The organism is Pelodictyon luteolum (genome assembly GCF_001622165.1).
GTDB lineage: Bacteria > Bacteroidota > Chlorobiia > Chlorobiales > Chlorobiaceae > Chlorobium > Chlorobium luteolum_B.
This window is the reverse complement of sequence record NZ_LVWG01000018.1, coordinates 15,697-34,175: the sequence shown is the minus strand read 5'-3', so window position 1 is coordinate 34,175 and position 18,479 is coordinate 15,697. Positions and strand designations below refer to the sequence as shown.

21 protein-coding genes are annotated in these 18,479 nt (G+C 56.5%); 18 read left to right on the top strand and 3 right to left on the bottom strand.

What is annotated here, in order from left to right; translation table 11 throughout:
- The first annotated feature begins 35 nt into the window (after positions 1-35).
- Positions 36-260 carry a hypothetical protein gene (locus tag A3K90_RS02795; protein WP_303681073.1) on the top strand — a complete coding sequence of 75 codons (225 nt, stop codon included), beginning with the start codon at positions 36-38 and terminating at the stop codon, positions 258-260.
- Between the two features lie 83 nt (positions 261-343).
- The gene (locus A3K90_RS02790) at positions 344-703 is read left to right on the top strand and encodes a hypothetical protein (protein ID WP_011357990.1); all 360 of its coding nucleotides are present in this window, start codon (positions 344-346) and stop codon (positions 701-703) included.
- On the opposite strand, the gene trmH is transcribed toward A3K90_RS02790, so the two are convergent.
- Positions 655-1,314, bottom strand: coding sequence for a tRNA (guanosine(18)-2'-O)-methyltransferase TrmH (trmH, locus tag A3K90_RS02785; RefSeq protein ID WP_303681072.1), 660 nt, complete (start codon positions 1,312-1,314; stop codon positions 655-657). The genes A3K90_RS02790 and trmH overlap by 49 nt on opposite strands.
- Before the next feature lie 133 nt (positions 1,315-1,447).
- On the opposite strand from trmH, the gene A3K90_RS02780 reads away from it, so the two are divergent.
- Together A3K90_RS02780 and A3K90_RS02775 are read left to right on the top strand one after the other, a co-directional pair.
- Complete coding sequence (locus A3K90_RS02780; protein WP_041463849.1) at positions 1,448-2,164, top strand: PHP domain-containing protein; 717 nt, start codon at positions 1,448-1,450, stop codon at positions 2,162-2,164.
- A 58-nt stretch (positions 2,165-2,222) separates the two neighbouring features.
- Complete coding sequence (locus A3K90_RS02775; protein WP_303681071.1) at positions 2,223-3,296, top strand: metallophosphoesterase; 1,074 nt, start codon at positions 2,223-2,225, stop codon at positions 3,294-3,296.
- Positions 3,297-3,334: 38 nt separating this feature from the next.
- Here the strand turns inward: A3K90_RS02775 and A3K90_RS02770 are convergent, their stop codons facing one another.
- Both A3K90_RS02770 and A3K90_RS02765 read right to left on the bottom strand, forming a co-directional pair.
- The gene (locus A3K90_RS02770; protein WP_303681070.1) at positions 3,335-3,997 is read right to left on the bottom strand and encodes an HAD family hydrolase; all 663 of its coding nucleotides are present in this window, start codon (positions 3,995-3,997) and stop codon (positions 3,335-3,337) included.
- Complete coding sequence (locus A3K90_RS02765) at positions 3,994-4,683, bottom strand: class I SAM-dependent methyltransferase (protein ID WP_303681069.1); 690 nt, start codon at positions 4,681-4,683, stop codon at positions 3,994-3,996. The genes A3K90_RS02770 and A3K90_RS02765 overlap by 4 nt, the downstream gene beginning before the upstream one ends.
- A 220-nt stretch (positions 4,684-4,903) precedes the next feature.
- Here A3K90_RS02765 and A3K90_RS02760 point away from each other — a divergent pair, with 220 nt between their 5' ends.
- The 14 genes from A3K90_RS02760 to A3K90_RS02695 all read left to right on the top strand — a co-directional run bounded on the left by A3K90_RS02760 (position 4,904) and on the right by A3K90_RS02695 (position 18,411).
- Positions 4,904-5,731, top strand: coding sequence for a 1-acyl-sn-glycerol-3-phosphate acyltransferase (locus A3K90_RS02760; RefSeq protein ID WP_011357984.1), 828 nt, complete (start codon positions 4,904-4,906; stop codon positions 5,729-5,731).
- Between the two features lie 15 nt (positions 5,732-5,746).
- Entirely contained in the window at positions 5,747-6,439 is a 693-nt protein-coding gene (locus A3K90_RS02755; RefSeq protein ID WP_011357983.1) for a GNAT family N-acetyltransferase, read from the top strand.
- A 72-nt stretch (positions 6,440-6,511) separates the two neighbouring features.
- Entirely contained in the window at positions 6,512-6,772 is a 261-nt protein-coding gene (locus A3K90_RS02750; RefSeq protein WP_011357982.1) for a hypothetical protein, read from the top strand.
- A 126-nt stretch (positions 6,773-6,898) separates the two neighbouring features.
- Positions 6,899-7,978, top strand: coding sequence for a putative porin (locus tag A3K90_RS02745; protein WP_303681068.1), 1,080 nt, complete (start codon positions 6,899-6,901; stop codon positions 7,976-7,978).
- A 192-nt stretch (positions 7,979-8,170) separates the two neighbouring features.
- Positions 8,171-8,986, top strand: coding sequence for a phosphate ABC transporter substrate-binding protein (locus tag A3K90_RS02740; RefSeq protein ID WP_303681067.1), 816 nt, complete (start codon positions 8,171-8,173; stop codon positions 8,984-8,986).
- A gap of 154 nt (positions 8,987-9,140) precedes the next feature.
- On the top strand, positions 9,141-9,950 hold the full coding sequence (locus A3K90_RS02735; protein WP_041464121.1) for a phosphate ABC transporter substrate-binding protein: 810 nt from the start codon (positions 9,141-9,143) through the stop codon (positions 9,948-9,950).
- Between the two features lie 213 nt (positions 9,951-10,163).
- Complete coding sequence (locus A3K90_RS02730; protein ID WP_011357978.1) at positions 10,164-11,327, top strand: PstC family ABC transporter permease; 1,164 nt, start codon at positions 10,164-10,166, stop codon at positions 11,325-11,327.
- A gap of 36 nt (positions 11,328-11,363) precedes the next feature.
- Positions 11,364-12,710 (top strand): phosphate ABC transporter permease PstA, encoded by a 1,347-nt coding sequence (gene pstA / locus A3K90_RS02725; protein WP_011357977.1) that lies wholly within the window; start codon positions 11,364-11,366, stop codon positions 12,708-12,710.
- A gap of 6 nt (positions 12,711-12,716) precedes the next feature.
- A complete protein-coding gene (gene pstB / locus A3K90_RS02720) occupies positions 12,717-13,577 on the top strand; it encodes a phosphate ABC transporter ATP-binding protein PstB (protein ID WP_011357976.1) in 861 nt (286 codons plus the stop codon).
- Positions 13,578-13,595: 18 nt separating this feature from the next.
- The gene (gene phoU, locus A3K90_RS02715; protein ID WP_303681066.1) at positions 13,596-14,282 is read left to right on the top strand and encodes a phosphate signaling complex protein PhoU; all 687 of its coding nucleotides are present in this window, start codon (positions 13,596-13,598) and stop codon (positions 14,280-14,282) included.
- Positions 14,283-14,457: 175 nt separating this feature from the next.
- The gene (locus A3K90_RS02710) at positions 14,458-15,189 is read left to right on the top strand and encodes a PhoU domain-containing protein (protein ID WP_011357974.1); all 732 of its coding nucleotides are present in this window, start codon (positions 14,458-14,460) and stop codon (positions 15,187-15,189) included.
- Positions 15,190-15,398: 209 nt separating this feature from the next.
- Positions 15,399-15,797: a DoxX-like family protein gene (locus A3K90_RS02705; RefSeq protein WP_041464120.1), complete on the top strand. Its 399-nt coding sequence runs from the start codon at positions 15,399-15,401 to the stop codon at positions 15,795-15,797.
- Positions 15,797-17,098 (top strand): hypothetical protein, encoded by a 1,302-nt coding sequence (locus A3K90_RS02700; protein WP_303681065.1) that lies wholly within the window; start codon positions 15,797-15,799, stop codon positions 17,096-17,098. Before A3K90_RS02705 ends, A3K90_RS02700 begins: the two co-directional genes overlap by 1 nt.
- On the top strand, positions 17,095-18,411 hold the full coding sequence (locus A3K90_RS02695) for a pentapeptide repeat-containing protein (RefSeq protein WP_011357971.1): 1,317 nt from the start codon (positions 17,095-17,097) through the stop codon (positions 18,409-18,411). The genes A3K90_RS02700 and A3K90_RS02695 overlap by 4 nt, the downstream gene beginning before the upstream one ends.
- The last annotated feature ends 68 nt before the right edge of the window (positions 18,412-18,479 follow it).

The window sequence follows — 18,479 nt, the reverse complement described above, 5'->3', positions numbered from 1 at the left end:
GCATTCAAACAACGCTCCCCGCTGTGACGTTCACCATGAAGAAGGGAATTGTCAGGAAACTTACCGATTCCTGCACGGCGCTTGATGCCGCCGTCACCGAACTGCTCCTGAAGGAACAGAAGATCGCTGCAATGAGTGTGCGTGAGAGGACGGAATTTACCGAACTGCTTGGCGCCATTACCGAAGACCTGCAGGCGATCCTCGAGCAGCTCCTGAAGCTGCGCGCCAGCATCCCGCCTTCATTGACAATGGAGCCTTAGGCTTCTTTTTTTTGCAGAGCCTTAACAAAGCTGGCTGTGCCGCGTTCCGTGAATTGGTTATATAGCGCTAAAACCGCTTGTGTATGAGTGCGCCAAAACCATACCGTATCGTCATCGAATGGGACGGGAACGAGGATTTCTGTTTCAGTTGCGATTACGCGCCCCTGCCTCCCGATGCTCCGTCGATAATACCCGAACAGTCACCCGGTTTTCCTGTGATGGCCCGTGCGATGGGCAACGTACTCCGCAAGCTCCGCCGTGAGCACATCTCGTTCCCGATGTTCCTCGTCGCCCTTGCGTTCAACCACTCCCGGCTTCTTGATGAAATAGACCATCTGCTCTGGCTTCTTCACCGCCATATCGAAGGCAGGGAGGGCGAGGGCCGGTTTACCTGCTACATCTCCAAGGGGAATATGCCGCCGTCCTCATCAAGTGCGGGGTAGGGGAGCTTTTTTAGGGTGAGCTGCTCGGCAAGGCGGGGGTAGGATAGCTCGAAGAGCAGCCTCCGGTATTGTTCCTCTTCCATCCGGAGTTCCCTGTACATTCCCTTCAGGCTACGCTGTCGTTCTGCTTCGAAGAGGATCACTGCAGCTGCCACCGAGACGTTCAGCGACTCCACCATCCCGTGCGTCTGTACCATGATCGTCCGGTCGGCCTCTCCTATGGCCTCCTTCGATACCCCGTCCCATTCCGCACCGAGGATTACGGCGGTCGGGAGGGTGTAATCGATCTCCCTGAAGTCAACGGCTGCCGCAACGTTGGTTGCCGCAAGCAGCTGCATGCCCTCCCGGCGGAGAGCACTGCAGGGCTCCTTGATCTCATGCCAGAGGTGCAGCCGGGTCCAGCGGCTTGAGCCCGCTGCGGCATGCTGCCGGGTATGGATGGATCGCTGTTTCGAAACGGCGTGCAGGTCGTGGATGCCGACGGCATCGCAGCTCCTGATGAGGGCGGAGAGGTTGTGGGGTTTGTTGACATTGTCCATGACCACCGTCAGGTCCGGTTGGCGGCGGCGGAGCATGCTCCTGATTTGCCTGAATCGTTCGCTGTCAATCAATGGGCTTGAGGTTTAAGGGTGTGGCGTGATTTTTCATGAAGTTAACAATAACGGTGGAATTCAGGGAATGGAATATCCTACCTTGTCTGCGGTCCCTCTGCGCCCCTTTTCCCACCCTTATTGTGCGATCCATATGGACTGGCTGTACTGTGATTTCCATATCCATACACGCTGGAGCGATGGCGAGCTTTCGCTTCAGGATGTGGTCGAACTGTACGGCAGCACCGGCTTCGACGTGATTGCCATTACCGACCATGTGCTTGACACCGCGAGCTTCCAGCTGCCCGGTCCGCACTGCAGCGTGCCACCCGAACGGTTCAGCGAGTACCTGCACGAACTCTGGGAGGCCTCCCGGGTTGCCTGGGAGCGATGGAACATGCTGCTCATCCCCGGCATTGAGCTTACCAACAACACCTCGAAATACCACATCCTCGCCCTCGACGTAAAGGAATTCATAAGCCCCGACCTTCCGGTGGAGCCCTTGCTCCGGGAGATCCGCCGGCAGGGTGCCGTATCGGTGGCCTGTCACCCGTATGTCCGGAACCACTCGGGTGAAGCGCCTTCCGAGCATCTCTGGAACAATCATGAAGAATACGCCACCATGTTCGATGCATGGGAGGTCGCAAACCGTGATGACCTGTTTAATGTTGTGGGGTTGAAAAAATTTAACTATATCGCTAACTCCGACTTCCACGAGGAGAAACACCTTCGCTCATGGAAGACCCTCCTGCGATGCCGCGGCAATGTCGAAGCGGTCAAAGAGGCGATCCGGACCAACGCCGCAGTTTCGCTTTTCCTGTACAGGGGAGGACCGCTCAAAGGGACGGGTTCTGTCAGGGTATGCAGATGATGGCCCCGAGGGCGGCTGATTCAGGGGCAGGAGGGCGAAGCGCGGCACAGCAGTCACTATGAGCATTCATAAGAAGAAGCACCCCCATCTGGAGCGACTGCTCCAGAACGCAAGCAAGGTAAGCCTTGAAACCGATACCCGGGTCCTGATCCTCAGCGACCTCCATATGGGCAACGGCGGCCGGCGCGACGAGTTCCGTCGCAACAGCGACCTCATCGAGGCTATGCTTTCGAACTACTACCTGCCGGAACAGTACGGACTCGTGTTGAATGGCGACATAGAGGAACTCTTCAAGTTCCCGCTCGATGAGATTTCCCGGGCCTGGACCTCCATGTACGATATTTTCGGGGAGTTCAGCAGGACGTCGTTTCTCTGGAAAACCATCGGCAACCACGACACGGAACTTGCAGGCAACCGCTCCTACCCGCTTGCCGACTCGCTGGTCGAGTCGGTGAAGTTTTCCTACGGGGACGAGACCATCCTTGTGTTCCACGGCCACCAGGCTTCCGTGCTGCTCTGGGAGTCCTATCCCATCGTCAGCCGGGCCGTAATCTTTTTCCTCCGCTACATCGCAAAGCCGGTCGGTATCCGGAACTTCTCGATCGCCTACAACAGCCGCCGCCGGTTCGCCATTGAAAAATCCATCTACGAGTTTTCGAACGAGGCAAAGGTTGTGTCGATCATCGGCCATACCCACCGTCCCCTTTTCGAGTCGCTCTCGAAAGTCGACTACCTCAACTACCGGATAGAAGAGCTCTGCAGGGCGTATTCATCAGCAGAGAATGGTGAGAAGGTATCAATCGAAGGGAAGATTGCGGAGCTGAAGGGGGAGCTTGAGGCATGCTACCGCGAGGGAAAAAGGATAGGACTTCGCAGCGGGCTCTATAATAACATCACCATCCCGAGCGTGTTCAATTCAGGGTGCGCCATCGGAAAAAGGGGCATTACCGCCCTTGAAATCGAGGGAAACCGCATCCGGCTTGTCTACTGGTACAACGGAAAACGGAGCCGCCGCTTTACGAGCGACCGCGACAACAGCCCGCATGAACTGGGATCGACAGGGTACTACAGGATTGTGCTGAACGAGGACTCCCTTGACTACGTCTTCTCCCGCCTTCACCTTCTTGCCTGACGGGTTTCACTCCCGAGATCGTCACGCCCACTGCGCCTTCAGGGGCAGCTCTCAAGATGGCGGAGTATCCCTTCGGGATCTGAGGTAAGAGATCGTGCTCCGGCTTCCACCAGCTCCGCTTCAGGCCGGAACCCCCAGAGTACGCCAAGCGGGTACATGCCGGCACGGTTGGCCGTCAGCATGTCGATGCCGGTATCGCCGACATAGAGAATGTCAGAGGGTTTTTCACCCATCATTTCCGCTACGAGGAGCGCCCCTTCGGGTGAGGGCTTGTGCTCGATTGCGTCATGGTGGCCCATGACAACATCAAAATGCCAGTCTGCAAGAAGATGCCGGGCACAGAGCTTCGTAAACCGGTCGGCCTTGTTGGAGAGAATGGCTTTTTTCATTCCAAGCCGCTCCAGCCCGTCGAGCATTCCCGGAATGCCCGGGTAGGGGCGCGAGTGCACGTTCCAGTTGAGTGCGTACTGCTCCAGAAGTTCCCCGAGGATCCTCTCGATGGTGTCGGGTGTGCCGACTCCGTCAGGAAGGGCTTTGCGGACGAGTTCGCGCATGCCGCTGCCGACAAGGTAGCGGCAGTGTTCGAGCGGATGTGTGGGGTGGCCGTTTGCCGAGAGCACGGCATTGAGGGTGACGGAGAGGTCCTTGAGGGTATCGAGCAGGGTCCCGTCAAGGTCGAAGATGACCGCCTTGCAGCTCATTCGGCCGCGCTCTCCGGCTGTTCCTTCGAGGCTTCCGGTTTGGTTGCCGTGGCGAGGAATATGGGGTAGGATGCTTCTCTTCCTGTCCGGTTTTTCTTTTCGATAGTGGCTGCGGTCCGGAACGTCGGGTTCTGGAGGCCTGCCGCCAGAAGCATGGCCGCAAGGGCCGGCCGCTCGAATCCGGGATGGACCTTCTCATCGGCATCGTCATGGAAAAAGCCATCTTCGAGGTCAAGGTCCGCCATGGCAAGCGTTCCGCCGGGGGCGAGCAGCTCCGAAAGTTCCTGAAGGAACGAGGATGTGTCGTCGATGTGATGGAGCGTCATGCTCGCGTATATGACGTTGAAGTGCCCTTTCGGCAGACGGCGCATTTCTTCTGGGACGGTCAAGTCAAGGCAGCGAGAGTCGATGTTCTTCGTCCCTGTCGCCATGATCTTGCCCTCAAGCACGCCGAGCATCCGGTGCGAGGTGTCGATGGCCGTCACCTTCCGTACCCGAGGGGCGACCTGCATGGTCACCAGGCCTGTCCCGCATCCGAATTCAAGCGCTTCGGTTCTCTCGGTGAATTGTACCGCTTCGGCAAGAGCCTTGAAGACGGCTTCGGCAATGGCGAGTCTGCGGGGATTGTCGTCCCAGCCTTCTGCCTGCCGGTTGAATTTTTCTGAACTGTGCCAATGGTTTGTCATAGGGGGAAAATAAAAAATCGTTTATCTGCACAAAGCTTAAAACAGCCCCGACGCATTATTTGTTTCAATTTCCCTCCTCCGGCCCTTCCCGCACCCTCTTCAAATTTGCAGAATCGTTGCACCCCCGTAACTGTTCGTCAACACATAAAGACGTTCTTTCTTCTGTACCCTGAAAACCCCTGCCGCTTCTTGGCGGCTCAGCCAATAAGGCTTACTGCGTATGAAAGACTACTTCAGGCCGCTTCCCCGGCTCTCCCCGATGCGGGCGCTGCTCCTCCGGCTCCTGATGCTTCCGAACTTCTTCCTTTTGAAGGCGGAAGGGCTCGGGAACCTGCCCGGTGACGGACGGCCATACATTTTCGCCTTCAACCACAACAATTCTGCTGAAGCGTTGATGGTCCCGATCTTTTTCATCTACCACATGGGCGGGCGCACAATCAGCTTCGTCATCGACTGGATGTACGGCAGGGTGCCGGTACTCGGCAAGCTGATGGGGATGATCGATCCCGTCTATGTCTATAACAAGCGCTCCACCCTCTCCTGGATAGAATCCTCACGGCCGGTCCGGATGGCGGAAGATACCGTCGAGCGCTGCTGCCGCAAGATCGCTTCCGGCAGGAGCATCGGCATTTTCCCCGAAGGGCGGCGCAACCGCAATGCCGATGCCCTGGCCAAAGGCAAGAGCGGTATCGGCCACATTGCCCTCACGACCGGTGCCCCGGTAATCCCTGTCGGCATCGACTTCCCGCTCCGCATACAGAAGGGACGCATCCCCATCCTCGGGCGCACCATCATACGGGTGGGCACCCCGATCGACTTCACCCTGCAGTCGGAAGCCTACCGTGCCGTCAAGAAAGAGGAACAGGGCGGTGTGCAGCGGCGTGCCGCACTGGCAAATGAAGTGACCCACAGGGTCATGCACTGCCTTGCAGACCTGTCAGGCAAACGCTATCAGGGACCCATGCCGAACGAACATCATGCACTTTACCAACAACCATACGGGTCCGTATCCCGTCCGCCGTTTGCGGTCGGGGAGGGTGCCCTTTAAACCAGGAGGACCGCCATGTCGAGTGTTACCGTCAGGAGAGTGGAGAGCGCCTGTGACCGCAGCCGGGTGCTCGAGGTCATTGAGCAGGTCTTCCGCATCGAGAAGAACTGGATAGCGGGCGTCGAAGGGCAGATCCCCGAGGATGTTCTCAAAAGCGATACCCTGTCCTGGTTCATTGCCGAGGTCAGCGGAAAGCCTGCCGGCGTCATCCGTCTCCTGTACGATCCGCCGCTTGAACTGCCCGAACGGTACGAAGTGAAGTTCGAGCCGGGGATAGATGTCGAAAAGCTCAGGACCGCAGGACGCTATGCTGAAATCGGCCGGTTCATGATTCTTGGCGAGTACCGCCGCAACCCCCGTATTGCGCTGCGTCTTATGCGCGCCGCAACTGCCGAAGTGGTCGAGCGCGACTATACCCATTTCATTACTGACGTCTTCGAAGGGGAGGCCAACTCTCCCTTCAACTTCCATACCCGCGTGCTCGGGTTCGAGGTGGTGGGCAAACACCTGTTTGGTGATTTGAACTGCAGTTCCACCCGCATCATCCTTACGCTCGACATCCTGAAACTCTTTCGCCGCATCAAGAACAGCCGCAACCGCATCTATATGGAGCTCAGCGAGGGCATTCATGCGGTCATTGAGCGCAAGGAACAGCGGAAGGCCGCGCGTCAGGCCCTTCTCGGCCGCCGGCCGATAGCAGGGGGGTAGGCGCCCTAAGGCGCCGGGCTGCAGGTAAGGAGCTCTGCAGTTTTTTCGTGAAGCCGCAGGAAGGAGGATACCATGTTGAACCTTGAAGCGCTGAAAACAGCGGTGGCGGGCGAGTTCTTTCTCCGGGAGGAACTCTCCCGCCACAGTGTAAAGAAAGTCGATGCCCTGGCCGACATCATCATCAAGCCCGCCGGTCGAAAGGATCTTGCTAAAATCCTCGCGCTGCTTGACGAAGCGGGATATCCCCATGTCGTCATCAACCAGAAAGGGCGGGTCATTTTCCCTGATCGCCGCTTCCACGGGGCGGTGGTGATCACTGATTTGAAGATATGATGAAGACTCAGTTAACAATCTCTTTACAAAGCCTTAACAGTCCTGTAACACTGGAGGCCTAGATTATCAGCGCATGAAAAAAGAATCAATCATGCAACACATTACGCAAACCAACCAAACCATATCATGAAAAAAACAGCAATGTTAATCGGTCTGGCTGCCGTTCTCGGGTTCTCGAGCAACGCCCAGGCAGTAGACTGGAACTGGAAAGGGGATATCCGCTATCGTTATGAGTCTAGTTTGACTGATGATAATGTCAGCACGACTGATGATAATAGCCGTGACCGCCACCGTATTCGTGTCCGTTTTGGAACCGACATGTGGATTAACGAGGAGCTATCTGCTGGGTTGCAGCTCGCTACTGGAAACGACACAGATCCGGTTTCAAGGAACGAGACTCTAGATGACAGTTTTGCTGCGGACACCATCTTATTGAATGAGGCATATATCGATTATCATCCGATGTTCCTCAATGGTGATGTCAACTTGATTCTTGGTAAGAGGGCAACTAAGAGCACTCTTGCGGTTATAGACGATCTCATCTGGGACGGCGACGTTACAATTGAGGGAGCGACTGTGCAGTATGGGAAAGATGCCAAAGGAAAAGAGAAGGATGGTCTTTCACTCGTCGCTGGTTCATATTTCTATGATGAATCTTCCGTTGGCGATGATACCTACATTCTGGCCGCACAGGCATCCTACAAGGGTGAAGTCAGCAATTTAGGCTATCAGCTCGGAGCCTCTTACTATGGCTACGATAATATGCCCGATCCATCACTCGGATATGATATTATCGAGCTTTTTGGAAGTGTCGGAGGCAAGGTGTCTTCCCTACCCTGGAAGGTCTACGGTCAGTTTGCTACTAATATGGCTGAAAATAGCGATTTCAGTGGCATTACAGATTCGCGTAGGGATGGTATGCTTGTCGGCTTAAAGCTTGGTAAGGCAAAGAATCCCGGTCAGATTGAAGGATCGGTTGAGTATGTACAGCTTGAGGAGGACGCGGTAAATCCAGCCATGACTGACAGTGATCGTAATGGTGGTGGGACAAACTGTGAAGGCTTCAAAATTAGCAGCACATACCAGCTCATCCAGAATATGACGCTTGGTGCAACGTACTTTAACTTCAATAAGATTGATGGTACAGCTGATCAGGTTGATGATACAAAGCACCTCTTCCAGCTTGACGCTGTCGTGAAGTTCTAATCACTTTGTGTGTTGTTCTTTCGTGTGTGGTGTTCTTTCTTCGTCAGGTTGTGTGGTTGGCCTGCAAGGCTGCTCCTGCTTTTCCGGCAGGACAGCCTTTTTTAAAGGATCTTCACGCTACCGGCGGAATACAGCAGTCTCTCGTTATCTCTTTTATTCTCTTGTTTCCTAAACCAAATCACTTACTTAGACATGAAACTCTTCAGCAAAATCCTTATGGGTGCGGCTGTTTTCGGTATGATGGCTTCCGGTGACGCTTCTGCCGCCGGCAAGATCGTCATGGACGGCTCCACCACCGTCGGCCCGATTGCCAAGTCCTTCGCAGCATACTTCACCCGTACCACCGGTACCGATGTGACCGTCAGCGAATCCGGTTCCGGCAACGGTGCCAAGAGCATCATCAACAGCACCTGCGATATCGCCAACATGTCCCGCGCAATGAAAACCAACGAGATTGCTGCTGCAAAGGCAAAGGGCGTCAATCCTGTTGAGCACGTTGTCGCTCTTGACGGTATGGCTATTGTTGTGAACCCGAGCAACCGTGTGAAGAACCTTACCAAGAAGCAGATCCGCGACATCTATTCCGGCAAGATCACCAACTGGAACCAGGTTGGCGGCCCGACTGCCGAGATCGTCAAGATCCAGCGTGAATCGAACAGCGGTACCCAGGACACCTTCAAGAGCCTCGTCATGGGCAAGGAAGCTCCGATCTCCAAGCGTGCAGAGACCCAGGCCAGCAACGGCGCCGTGAAGAGCCGTGTTGCCTCGACTCCTTCCGCAATCGGTTTCCTCGGCCTCGGCTTTGTTGATGGTTCTGTGAAGGCTGTGAGTGTTGAGGGTGTGGCTCCTACCGTTGTTTCGGTCAAGGACGGTACCTACCCGATCTCCCGCCCGCTCTTCATGTACACCAACGGTCAGCCGAAGGGTGCTGTGAAGCAGTTCATCGAGCTCAACCAGACCCCCGAGGGCATGCGCATGATCAGCGAACTTGGTTTCGTGAACCAGTAAGCTTCCACCCTGTGGTGGCGGCTTAGAGCGCTGCTGTTATGACGCCCTCCCGGTGCATTGCATCGGGGGGGCTTTTTTTATTTCAAGGGGGGGCTTCTTTTTCCTACCTTTCTTCTTCTTGCACAGAGGGAACCAAATTGAACCGGAACATATGATGAAGAGGATGTTGATGCTGGCGCTGGCGGCGCTGATGCTTATGGGCACAGAGGTGTCTGCGGCAGGGAATGGGATTGTGATTGATGGTTCGACGACTGTCGGACCCATAGCGAAATCGTTTGCGGCATATTTCACGAAGCGCTACGGTGTTCCGGTCACCGTCAGCGAGTCGGGGAGCGGCAACGGTGCCAAAAGCCTCATCAACGGCGCCTGCGACATTGCAGCCATGTCGCGTGATATGAAAACACAGGAAATCGCTGCTGCAAGGAAAAAAGGTATTCAGCCGGTAGCGCATGTTGCCGCCCTTGACGGCATTGCCATCGTCGTTCATCCCTCGAACCCTGTCAGGGGTCTTACGAAGGCCCAGATCGCAGGGATCTATCAGGGACGCTATACCAACTGGCGCGAGGTCGGCGGACCGAATTCCCGCATCGTGGTGATCCAGCGTGAGTCGAACAGCGGCACCCAGGAGTCGTTCAAGACGCTCGTCACCGGCAAGGCTGTGCCTATCATGCCGAGGGCTGAGTCCCAGGCCAGCAACGGCGCCGTGAAGAGCCGTGTGTCGACGACACCCTCTGCGATCGGGTTCATCGGCATGGGATTTCTGGACTCCTCAGTCCGGGCGGTTCCTGTCGATGGGGTAAAGCCGAGCGTCGCGAGCATCCGCAGCGGTACCTACAAGCTGTCGCGCAAGCTCTATTTCTATACCAGCGGCCAGCCGACGGGTAGCATCAAACAGTTTCTCGCACTGCCCTCGACTGCTGACGGGCGGCGGATCATCAGTGAACTCGGCTTCATCAGCCAGTGATGTGACTTCAAGGGGACCACTGATCCATGCAGCTCAATACTTTTCATAAAGCCGGAATGCAACCCGATTCCGGCTTTTGTTGTTTTTTGGGCAGGCGTTGTTGCAAAGATGTAACACGTGCGCGTTTTTTTCTTTCGCTAAAGAGTATAGATTTGAGGCATTGAAATCAACGCACCAGCATCCGCCCCGTTACCTGAACCCAACCGTATCATCATGAGTGGAGACGTGAACAGAGACAGCAACCGTTCAGGCGCGTTCGTTGTCAGCGAAGGGAGGCGGAAAATGCAGAAAGCCGCCAGGACTGCAGGAGAATCCATTCTGCTTCTCATTGCCTCGTTTGTCGCCATCGTCGTTCTCTTCATCTTCTATTTCGTCGCCGTCGATGCCGTTCCCTATTTCCAGCAGAGAGGATTCGCTGAATTCTTCACCAGCAGCAACTGGTACCCTGCAGGAGATCCCGGCGAGTTCGGCGCACTTGCCATCATCTACGGCACCGGCATGGTCACCCTCGGCTCGGCCCTCCTCGCTGTCCCGATGGGCATTGCCGCAGCGGTCTGCCTCAGCGACATCCTTCCTTTTTCGGTCCGCCAGTACGCCAAGCCGGTAATTGAGATGCTTGCGGCCATTCCTTCTGTCGCATTCGGTTTCTTTGCGCTCGTGATCCTCGCTCCGCTGCTCCAGACAAGCGGCGGACCCATGCTCATGTGGGTATGGTGGATCCTTGCAGGACCGTTCCTGCTGCTTGCCGTCATCGTTGGTTCCGACCTCCTGACTGCCGGTATTGAGGAACCGGTTCGCCGCAAGCGCTATGCAACCATGCTTCAGGTGCTCTTCACCCTTCTCGCCTTTCTCGTGCTCTACGTGGTGGGTTCGCAGCTCAACGGCATGCAGATCCTCACCGGCACCAACGCCCTCAACGTCTCCATCATCCTGAGCTTCATGGCGCTGCCGACGATCGTCAGTGTGGCGGAGGATTCCCTTCAGTCGGTAGGTCGCGAGCTCCGCGAAGGAAGCTACGCACTTGGCGCCACCCGGGCTGAAACACTCGTCAAAACAGTGCTTCCCGCCGCAAGCAGCGGCATTCTTGCCGCCGTCATTCTCGGCATCATGCGCTCGCTCGGCGAGACCATGGTGGTGTGGATGGCTTCCGGCAACTCTTCGCATATCCCCGATCCCTGGTACAACTACCTCGAGGCGGTCCGTACCCTGACGGCCACCATCGCCGGTGATATGGGCGAAGCAGACCAGGTGACCGGTTCGGCCCGCTATCATGTGCTGTTCGCCATGGGCCTCCTGCTCCTCGTCATCAGCTTCATAAGCAACCTCATCAGCGAGCGCATCGTCGTCCGCCAGAGGAAGATTCTTTCGGGTCAGTAAGAGCCTCAAGATTCCAATAATACCAAACAGGCAGTCATGAATCTCGGAACAAGGAAAATACTGGACCGTTCGTTCACCGCTCTCGGGATTGGTTCGATCGTCGTCATGGCCCTTGCGCTTCTGATTGTCATCACGCCGATCATCTACAACGGACTCGGCGCCGTGTTCTTCAAGGGAACGATCGAGCATCGCAAGCTCCTCTATAACGAGTTCCACCGCGGTGACGGGGCAGAGCTCGAGCGCGAAATCGCTGAAGTTGCCGTGTACCGGGACCAGGCGTACCGGATGCTTGCGGATTTCGAGCTTGAGCTTGAGGGTATGGATCCTGAAAAGGCCAGGGAGTACCGGATGCAGTACGGCCCGGTCAAGACCGCGCTCCAGACCCTGCTCGGTCCTCCGCCCGGCGATGATTCGGCCATCCTGACCCGTTTCCGTTACGGTCAGACCCGGTGGGAGAAGGCCGAGGAGAAACTCCACGCCCTGCTCTATGAGTCCAAGTGGGACTATTCAGATCCCGACGTTATGGCCAAGGAGTACTTCGTCCGCCGGGCCGAGTCGTTTGAGGGGACGAAACTTGCCCCGATGTTCGGTTTTGTCGAGAAAAACGCTGAAAAGATGCTGCTTCCTCGCTTCACCCTCTACTGGGGGTTCCTCACCGACTCATCGATAGATGCCCACATCTTCGGCGGCATATGGCCTGAAATCCAGGGTACCTTTTTCCTCGCCATCGGCGCCATGCTTTTCGCCTTTCCGCTTGGTGTTGTCGCTGCCATCTATTTCACCGAGTATGCCAAGGACGGCGTCTTCACCAGCATGCTGCGCAGTGCAAACAGCACCCTTGCCGGTGTACCGAGCATCGTGTTCGGTCTGTTCGGTCTGGCCTTCTTCATCAATACCCTGAACGTATCGGAATCCAAAAGCGTGCTTGCCGGTGCACTTACCCTTGCCATCATGATCCTGCCGACCATCATCAGGGCGGCTGAAGAGGCGATACTGGCGGTGCCGAAAACCTATAAAGAAGCTTCGCTCGGTCTGGGTTCCACAAAATGGAACACCATCGTTACCGTGATCCTGCCTGCAGCGCTTCCCGGCATCATCACCGGCGGCGTCATCAGTCTCGGCAGGGCGGCCGGCGAAACCGCTCCGATCATCTTCACCGCAGCGGTAAGTGTAGGTTCGGCCATCGGCATTGCCGATGTGCTCTCTTCTCCGACCCCGGCGCTGTCGTGGAATATCTACAACCTTGCCAGCGAACATGAGGCGGCGGCCGAAATCCGCCACGTGCAGTACGGCATGGTGCTTGCCCTTGTCAGCATCGTGCTCCTTCTGAACCTTTCGGCGGTACTGCTCAGAGCCCGCATATCCAAGAAATTAAAAGGCTGATTAACCATGCAAATGACAGCGGAAGAAAAGGAGATCTCCATGGACACCCCTGCAAAGACCGCAACGCGCGACATCTACATCCCTTCTGAACGAAAAAGCGTGAGCGGCGGAGGCAAGCCCCATGTCGTCGCCAAGGACTTCTCGATCTTTTACGGTGACTTCGAAGCCGTCAAAAAGGTCAACGCCGATATCCTCTCGAAATATGTGACGGCCATCATCGGACCGAGCGGCTGCGGAAAGAGCACGTTCCTGCGTGCCATCAACCGTATGAACGATCTTATTCCGAGCTGCCATACGACCGGTACCCTGCGTTTTGATGGAGAGGACATCTACGGCAAGCTCACCGACGAGGTGCTGCTTCGCAAGAAGATCGGCATGGTGTTCCAGAAGCCGAACCCGTTCCCGAAATCGATTTTTGACAATATCGCCTACGGCCCGCGTCTGCACGGCATGAACGACAAGAAACAGCTGGCTGAAGTCGTTGAGAAGAGTCTCCGCAAGGCGGCACTCTGGGACGAGGTGAGCGACCGCCTTGAGCGCAACGCCCTCGGCCTCAGCGGCGGCCAGCAGCAGCGGCTCTGCGTAGCCCGTACGCTGGCCGTCGAGCCCGAAATCCTTCTGCTCGACGAGCCGACTTCTGCTCTCGACCCGAAGGCCACAGCCAAGATCGAGGACCTCATCCAGGAGCTGCGCGGCAGCTACACGATCATGATCGTGACCCACAACATGCAGCAGGCCTCGCGCGTTTCCGACTACACCATGTTTTTCTACGAGGGTACGCTGGTCGAGCATGCCGGCACCTCGCAGCTCTTCACCAATCCGAGGGATAGGATGACTGAGGACTACATCACCGGAAGATTCAGCTAACGTAACCATTCAGCCACCATGTCAGACAGACCGGTACACGAACATATCAGGGACCTCTCCGACGTCCTTGTCCATCTCTCGGAAAAGGTCCTTAAGAATTTCGATGACGCTCTTACTGCAATACGGAACCAGGACGAGGAGCAGGCCCGTGAGATCAGGCGCATCGACTTTGAGATTGATCTGGCCGAGGTCGGGCTCGAAGAGCGCTGCCTGGCGTTCCTCGCCCTTCAGCAGCCGGTTGCCCGCGATCTGCGCATGATCGTCACCATCATGAAGATCAATGACGATCTCGAACGCATCGGCGACCTTGCCGTCCACATCATCGAGCGCATGCCGAACATCAAGCCCGATATGCTCGCCATGTTCGATTTCGATTCCATGGGCCGCCTTGCCGCCGACATGACCCGCAAGTCGATCGAGGCATTCATCAACAAGGACCGTTTCCTTGCCGACAAGGTCTGCGCCCTTGACGAAGAGATCGACAGCATCCACAGTGCCGTTTTCAAGAAGGTCGCTACCCTCATGAAAGACCCTGCCCTGAACGTCGATCAGCTGATCTCGCTGCTCAGCATCTCCCGCTACATCGAGCGCATGGCCGACCATGCCACCCGTATCGCCCATGAGGTCACCTACCTTGTGACGGGCGAGATCGTCCGGCACAGCGACATCTCCTATGAAAAGCTGATCCAGTCGCTGAAAGATTGAAGACCATGCTTCCACAGTGCAGTTCAAGCCCGGTTATCCGCCGGGCTTTTTTGCTGTTTTTTTCTTTGATTTAACCCCTCCCGACAGCTAAATTCAGTTTACAAGCGATATTCCGTTTTCTCTCGCTTTTTCTCGTACTCTTTCCCTTAATCATTAAGCATGGTGTCCGATCCTTATGGCCAGTCTGTTAGGAAAACTTTTCGGTGATTCCCCGAAAACTGCTGCAACCCCGAAAGCCTTCACCGTTCAGATCGATCCCCAGAAGTTCGGTCTTTCCATCAAACCCCAGGGTACTGTGCACGTGCAGCTTGAGTCCCTCAAGCAGAAGCTCACCAAGCTGTCCTCGAACGTGGAAAACAACCTGATGCTCAGCATCAGGGCTTCAACCAAGAAGAATACCGAACTGGCGGCCTCTGCCTTCAAGTTCGACGAAGAATATATCCAGAAGGGCAAGTTCGAGGTAGAGTATCTCACCCTTGCATACAGTGCGTTCCAGACCCTCGATACCGACCAGCTGAAGGGTGTCCGCGATGCCCGCATGATCCTGCAGGAACTGGAGAAAATGGCCCAGTTTGCCCTCAACATCGCCGAGAAGACGCCGTTTGTCGAGTTTTCGAATGTGCAGGAGCTCCATAAGGACGAATACGGCCTGAAACCAATGGGCGACATCACCGCTGAAATGATCAAGAAAGCGGTTGAAGCCTTTGTCAGCGGCAACTCGAAGCATGCCCGCGAAACCCTCGACATGATGCAGGAGATCCAGGGTCTTTACGACAAGGCTGTGGAGAAGCTGAAGTCGACGGTCAACGACCAGAACATCATCAGCCATACCGGGATCCTCTCGATCCTCGACCATGTCAGGGAGTGCGCCGTCATTTCCTGCTCCATTTCCAGCAATTTCTGCTGACCCGTTGACGGGTTGAAGGATACAGAGGAATGCACCGGCATATTGAAAGGCGAACTCCGGTTCGCTTTTTTATTGGATGCAGGCGCCTTGATTTTTTTGCTTGTGCTGAATTTTCAGAATCGTCACCGGGACTCTCGTATTTTGCAGGGATGCACACCATGAACAATCCGAACGACACCACGTCCACCAAGGCTAAGGGTTTTTCCCCGATGGCATTCATGTCCGCAGAGAGCAGTGTGCTCATCCTGTGCCGTGTGGCTCTGGCCTTTTCCTGGATCTACCAGGGGGCTGTGCCCAAACTCTACTGCATGAGCAGCGGGGAAGTCGAACTCCTCGGCCATATCATTCCCGTGTACCGGTGGGCTTGTATTGCGGTTTCCTGGATGGGAGCGGGGGAGATAGTTTTCGGTCTTTACCTCCTTGTGGCCCGCCGGAACTGGGTTTTCTGGTTCAATATCGTGACGTTGTGCATGCTGCTCCTGTTCGTCGGCATTTTCGAGCCCGGCATGCTGACCCTGCCGTTCAACCCCCTGACCCTGAATGTTGCACTCATAGCACTTTCGCTCATCGCCATCCTTGAACTGAACAACACAAAACGCCTCTTTTGATGCAGCCTACATCACACACTGAATCGACCGGCAGCGTTGCCAGACTGTTCCTCTACGTCACCATTTCAGTCATCACTGTCGCCGCCCTTCTCGGAGCCCTCGGCGCCGTTACCGGCAGCCATTTCCTGAACCAGCTTCACCCGTACCTCTTTTTCATCGGGTTCGGCAACCTTGCCATCCTCATCTTCAACCGGTACCTGACTTCGGCCATCTATCCGGAGCTGAAGATCAGCCCCCCGAGGCAGCGGCGCTACATCTACGCCGTCCTGCTTTCCCTCGTTTCCATCACCGTGGCGGTATGGATGCAGTGGCCGCTCCTGAAAGCGCTGACCGGCCTGTTTCTCATGATCATCGTCATGGGCCCGCTCTACGAGATCTTCACCACGCTTTCCATCCCGAAGATCTGGAAGGACGTCTCGGTCCGGTACTATATCTTCGACGTCATCTTCCTGCTCAACGCAAACCTCGGTCTCTTCACCCTCGGCCTCAAGGAGGCGTTCCCGGAACAGGGCCTCATTCCGTTTTTCGTGACGCAGTCGGCCTATTTCCTCGGCTCCTCTTTCCCCCTCTCCATCAGCGTCATGGGGTTCCTCTATACCTATGCCTGGAAGCAGTCTCCGAAGCGTGAACTCATCACGCGTCTCTTCAGCCTCTGGTTCTATACGTTTGTCGGCGGGGTTCTGGTGTTCCTCATCGTCATCCTCATCGGTCACTATTTCGGGATGATGCTCGTCAGCCACGTTCTACTGTTCGGCGTCATGGCGATCCTCTGGGGCTTTGCAGCCTACCTCTACACCTTCTTCAAGAAGAACTTCCACCATCCGGCTCTGGCGTTCCTCTTCAGTGGACTTTCACTTCTCTTCGCCACAAGCGCATACGGCATCATGAACGTCTACTTCATCAAGGGCATCCCGTTCGGAGCGCATCCTCCCATCAGCCCGGATGCGATGTGGATCTACCATTCCCACACCCATGCCGCTCTGCTCGGCTGGATCACCTTCTCTTTCATCGGAATGATCTACATCGTCATCCCCGCCATCGTCAGGAAGGATTCTCTGGAGATGCTTCAGGAAGGCCAGGCCCTTTCCCGCCTGCTTTCATCTGCAGCAATGGACCGGGCGTTCATGCAGCTTACCGTGATGCTGGTTTCGGCGACGGGAGTTTTGCTGGCCTTTTTCATTGAGAATGCCGTTCTGCTCGGCCTGTCCGGGCTGGTGTTCGGGCTAGCTGTCCTCTTTCTTTCCTTCAACCTCCACAGGGAGCTTCATGCAGGCTCCGGAGACAACGGACCCTCAGCATGAACCCCATGTACACCATCAACGCCATGGGCTTTTCATTCCGGTACTTCCTGCCGCCGTCCCGCGTCCTGCCGTTTCTTTTTGGCGCATTGGTCATTCTCGGAAGTGCCGCACCGCTTGCTGCCGCTGATCAGTCTCTTCTTCTGAAGCTGCGCGAAGGCAGGCAGGCGTGGAACGCCATGCGGAGCCAGAGCGGCCCGGAGCATCCCGATCTTTCAGGCGCGGACCTCAAGGGCCGTAAACTGATGGAATACGATCTGCACGGCGCCGTTCTCCGGGGAGCCGATCTCAGCCAGACGAACCTGTCGGGTGCGGATTTGAAGGGGGCAGTGCTGGATTCAGTTACGGCCGTATCTTCGATCCTCTCCAGCGCCAACCTGCAGGGCGCCCGGCTGAACGGTGCGGATCTGGCGTCCGCCGTGCTCGATGGAGCGGATTGTACGGGTGCCGTCCTGGTTCGGGCCGACCTCCGGCTGTCCGACTGCACCGGTGCTGTGTTCCACGGAGCGGACCTGAAGGAGGTCCATTTCCGTGAAGCTCAGCTGAACGGTGCCGACCTTGGGAACGCTGACATCCGTGCTGCATATTTCTGGAGGGCGAACACCGACCGGATGAGGCTTCAAGGCGCAAGCGTGTCGGAAACAACCGTGCTTGATTCCGGCAGCTATGCGACGGCTCGTTGGGCAGTGGCCCATGGCGCCCTGTTCATCGCAGACATCCCCGCTCCGCCACCCGCCCGAACGGCTGTGGCCCCCGGCGTGTCGGCCGGAGAGACTGCCGCACCCGCAGCGTCATCTTCCGCTGCTGTTCCTCTCGTGGGGGCGCAGAGCGTGCGTCCCGAAAAGGCTCCCCGCAAGGGGATTGTGAACCTCTGGCAGCGCACCGGTCCCTTGAATGCACCCTATGACGCCATACAGTACGAGTCGCTGAAGAAGAATGTTACCCGGTGGAACCGGATGCGTCGTACTGAGAGTCCTGTTGCCATCAACCTCCGCGAAGCGGATTTCGCCGGCAAAAACCTCTTTGGGGCCGACCTTAGGGGCGCTGACCTGTCAGCGGCCGGTATGCGGCTTACGGACCTCGGGGATGCTGACCTGCGCGGCGCCGACCTTCGGGGTGCCGACCTTAGGGGGGCAACGCTTGCCGGAGCTGATCTCGGCGGCGCCGATCTTTGTGGCGCGAACCTCTGGAGGGCCAACATGAGCCGTACGAGGCTCAGCGGCGCCAGGGTTTCAGGGGCCACAGTGCTGGATTCAGGGAAAAAAGCGACTCCCGGATGGGCAGAGAAGCATGACGCGCGCTATATTGCAGACTAGCAGGACACATACAGCGTATCGATGAAGGCGGGGCGCCGTAATGAAGGCTCTGCCCATAAATGTATGGG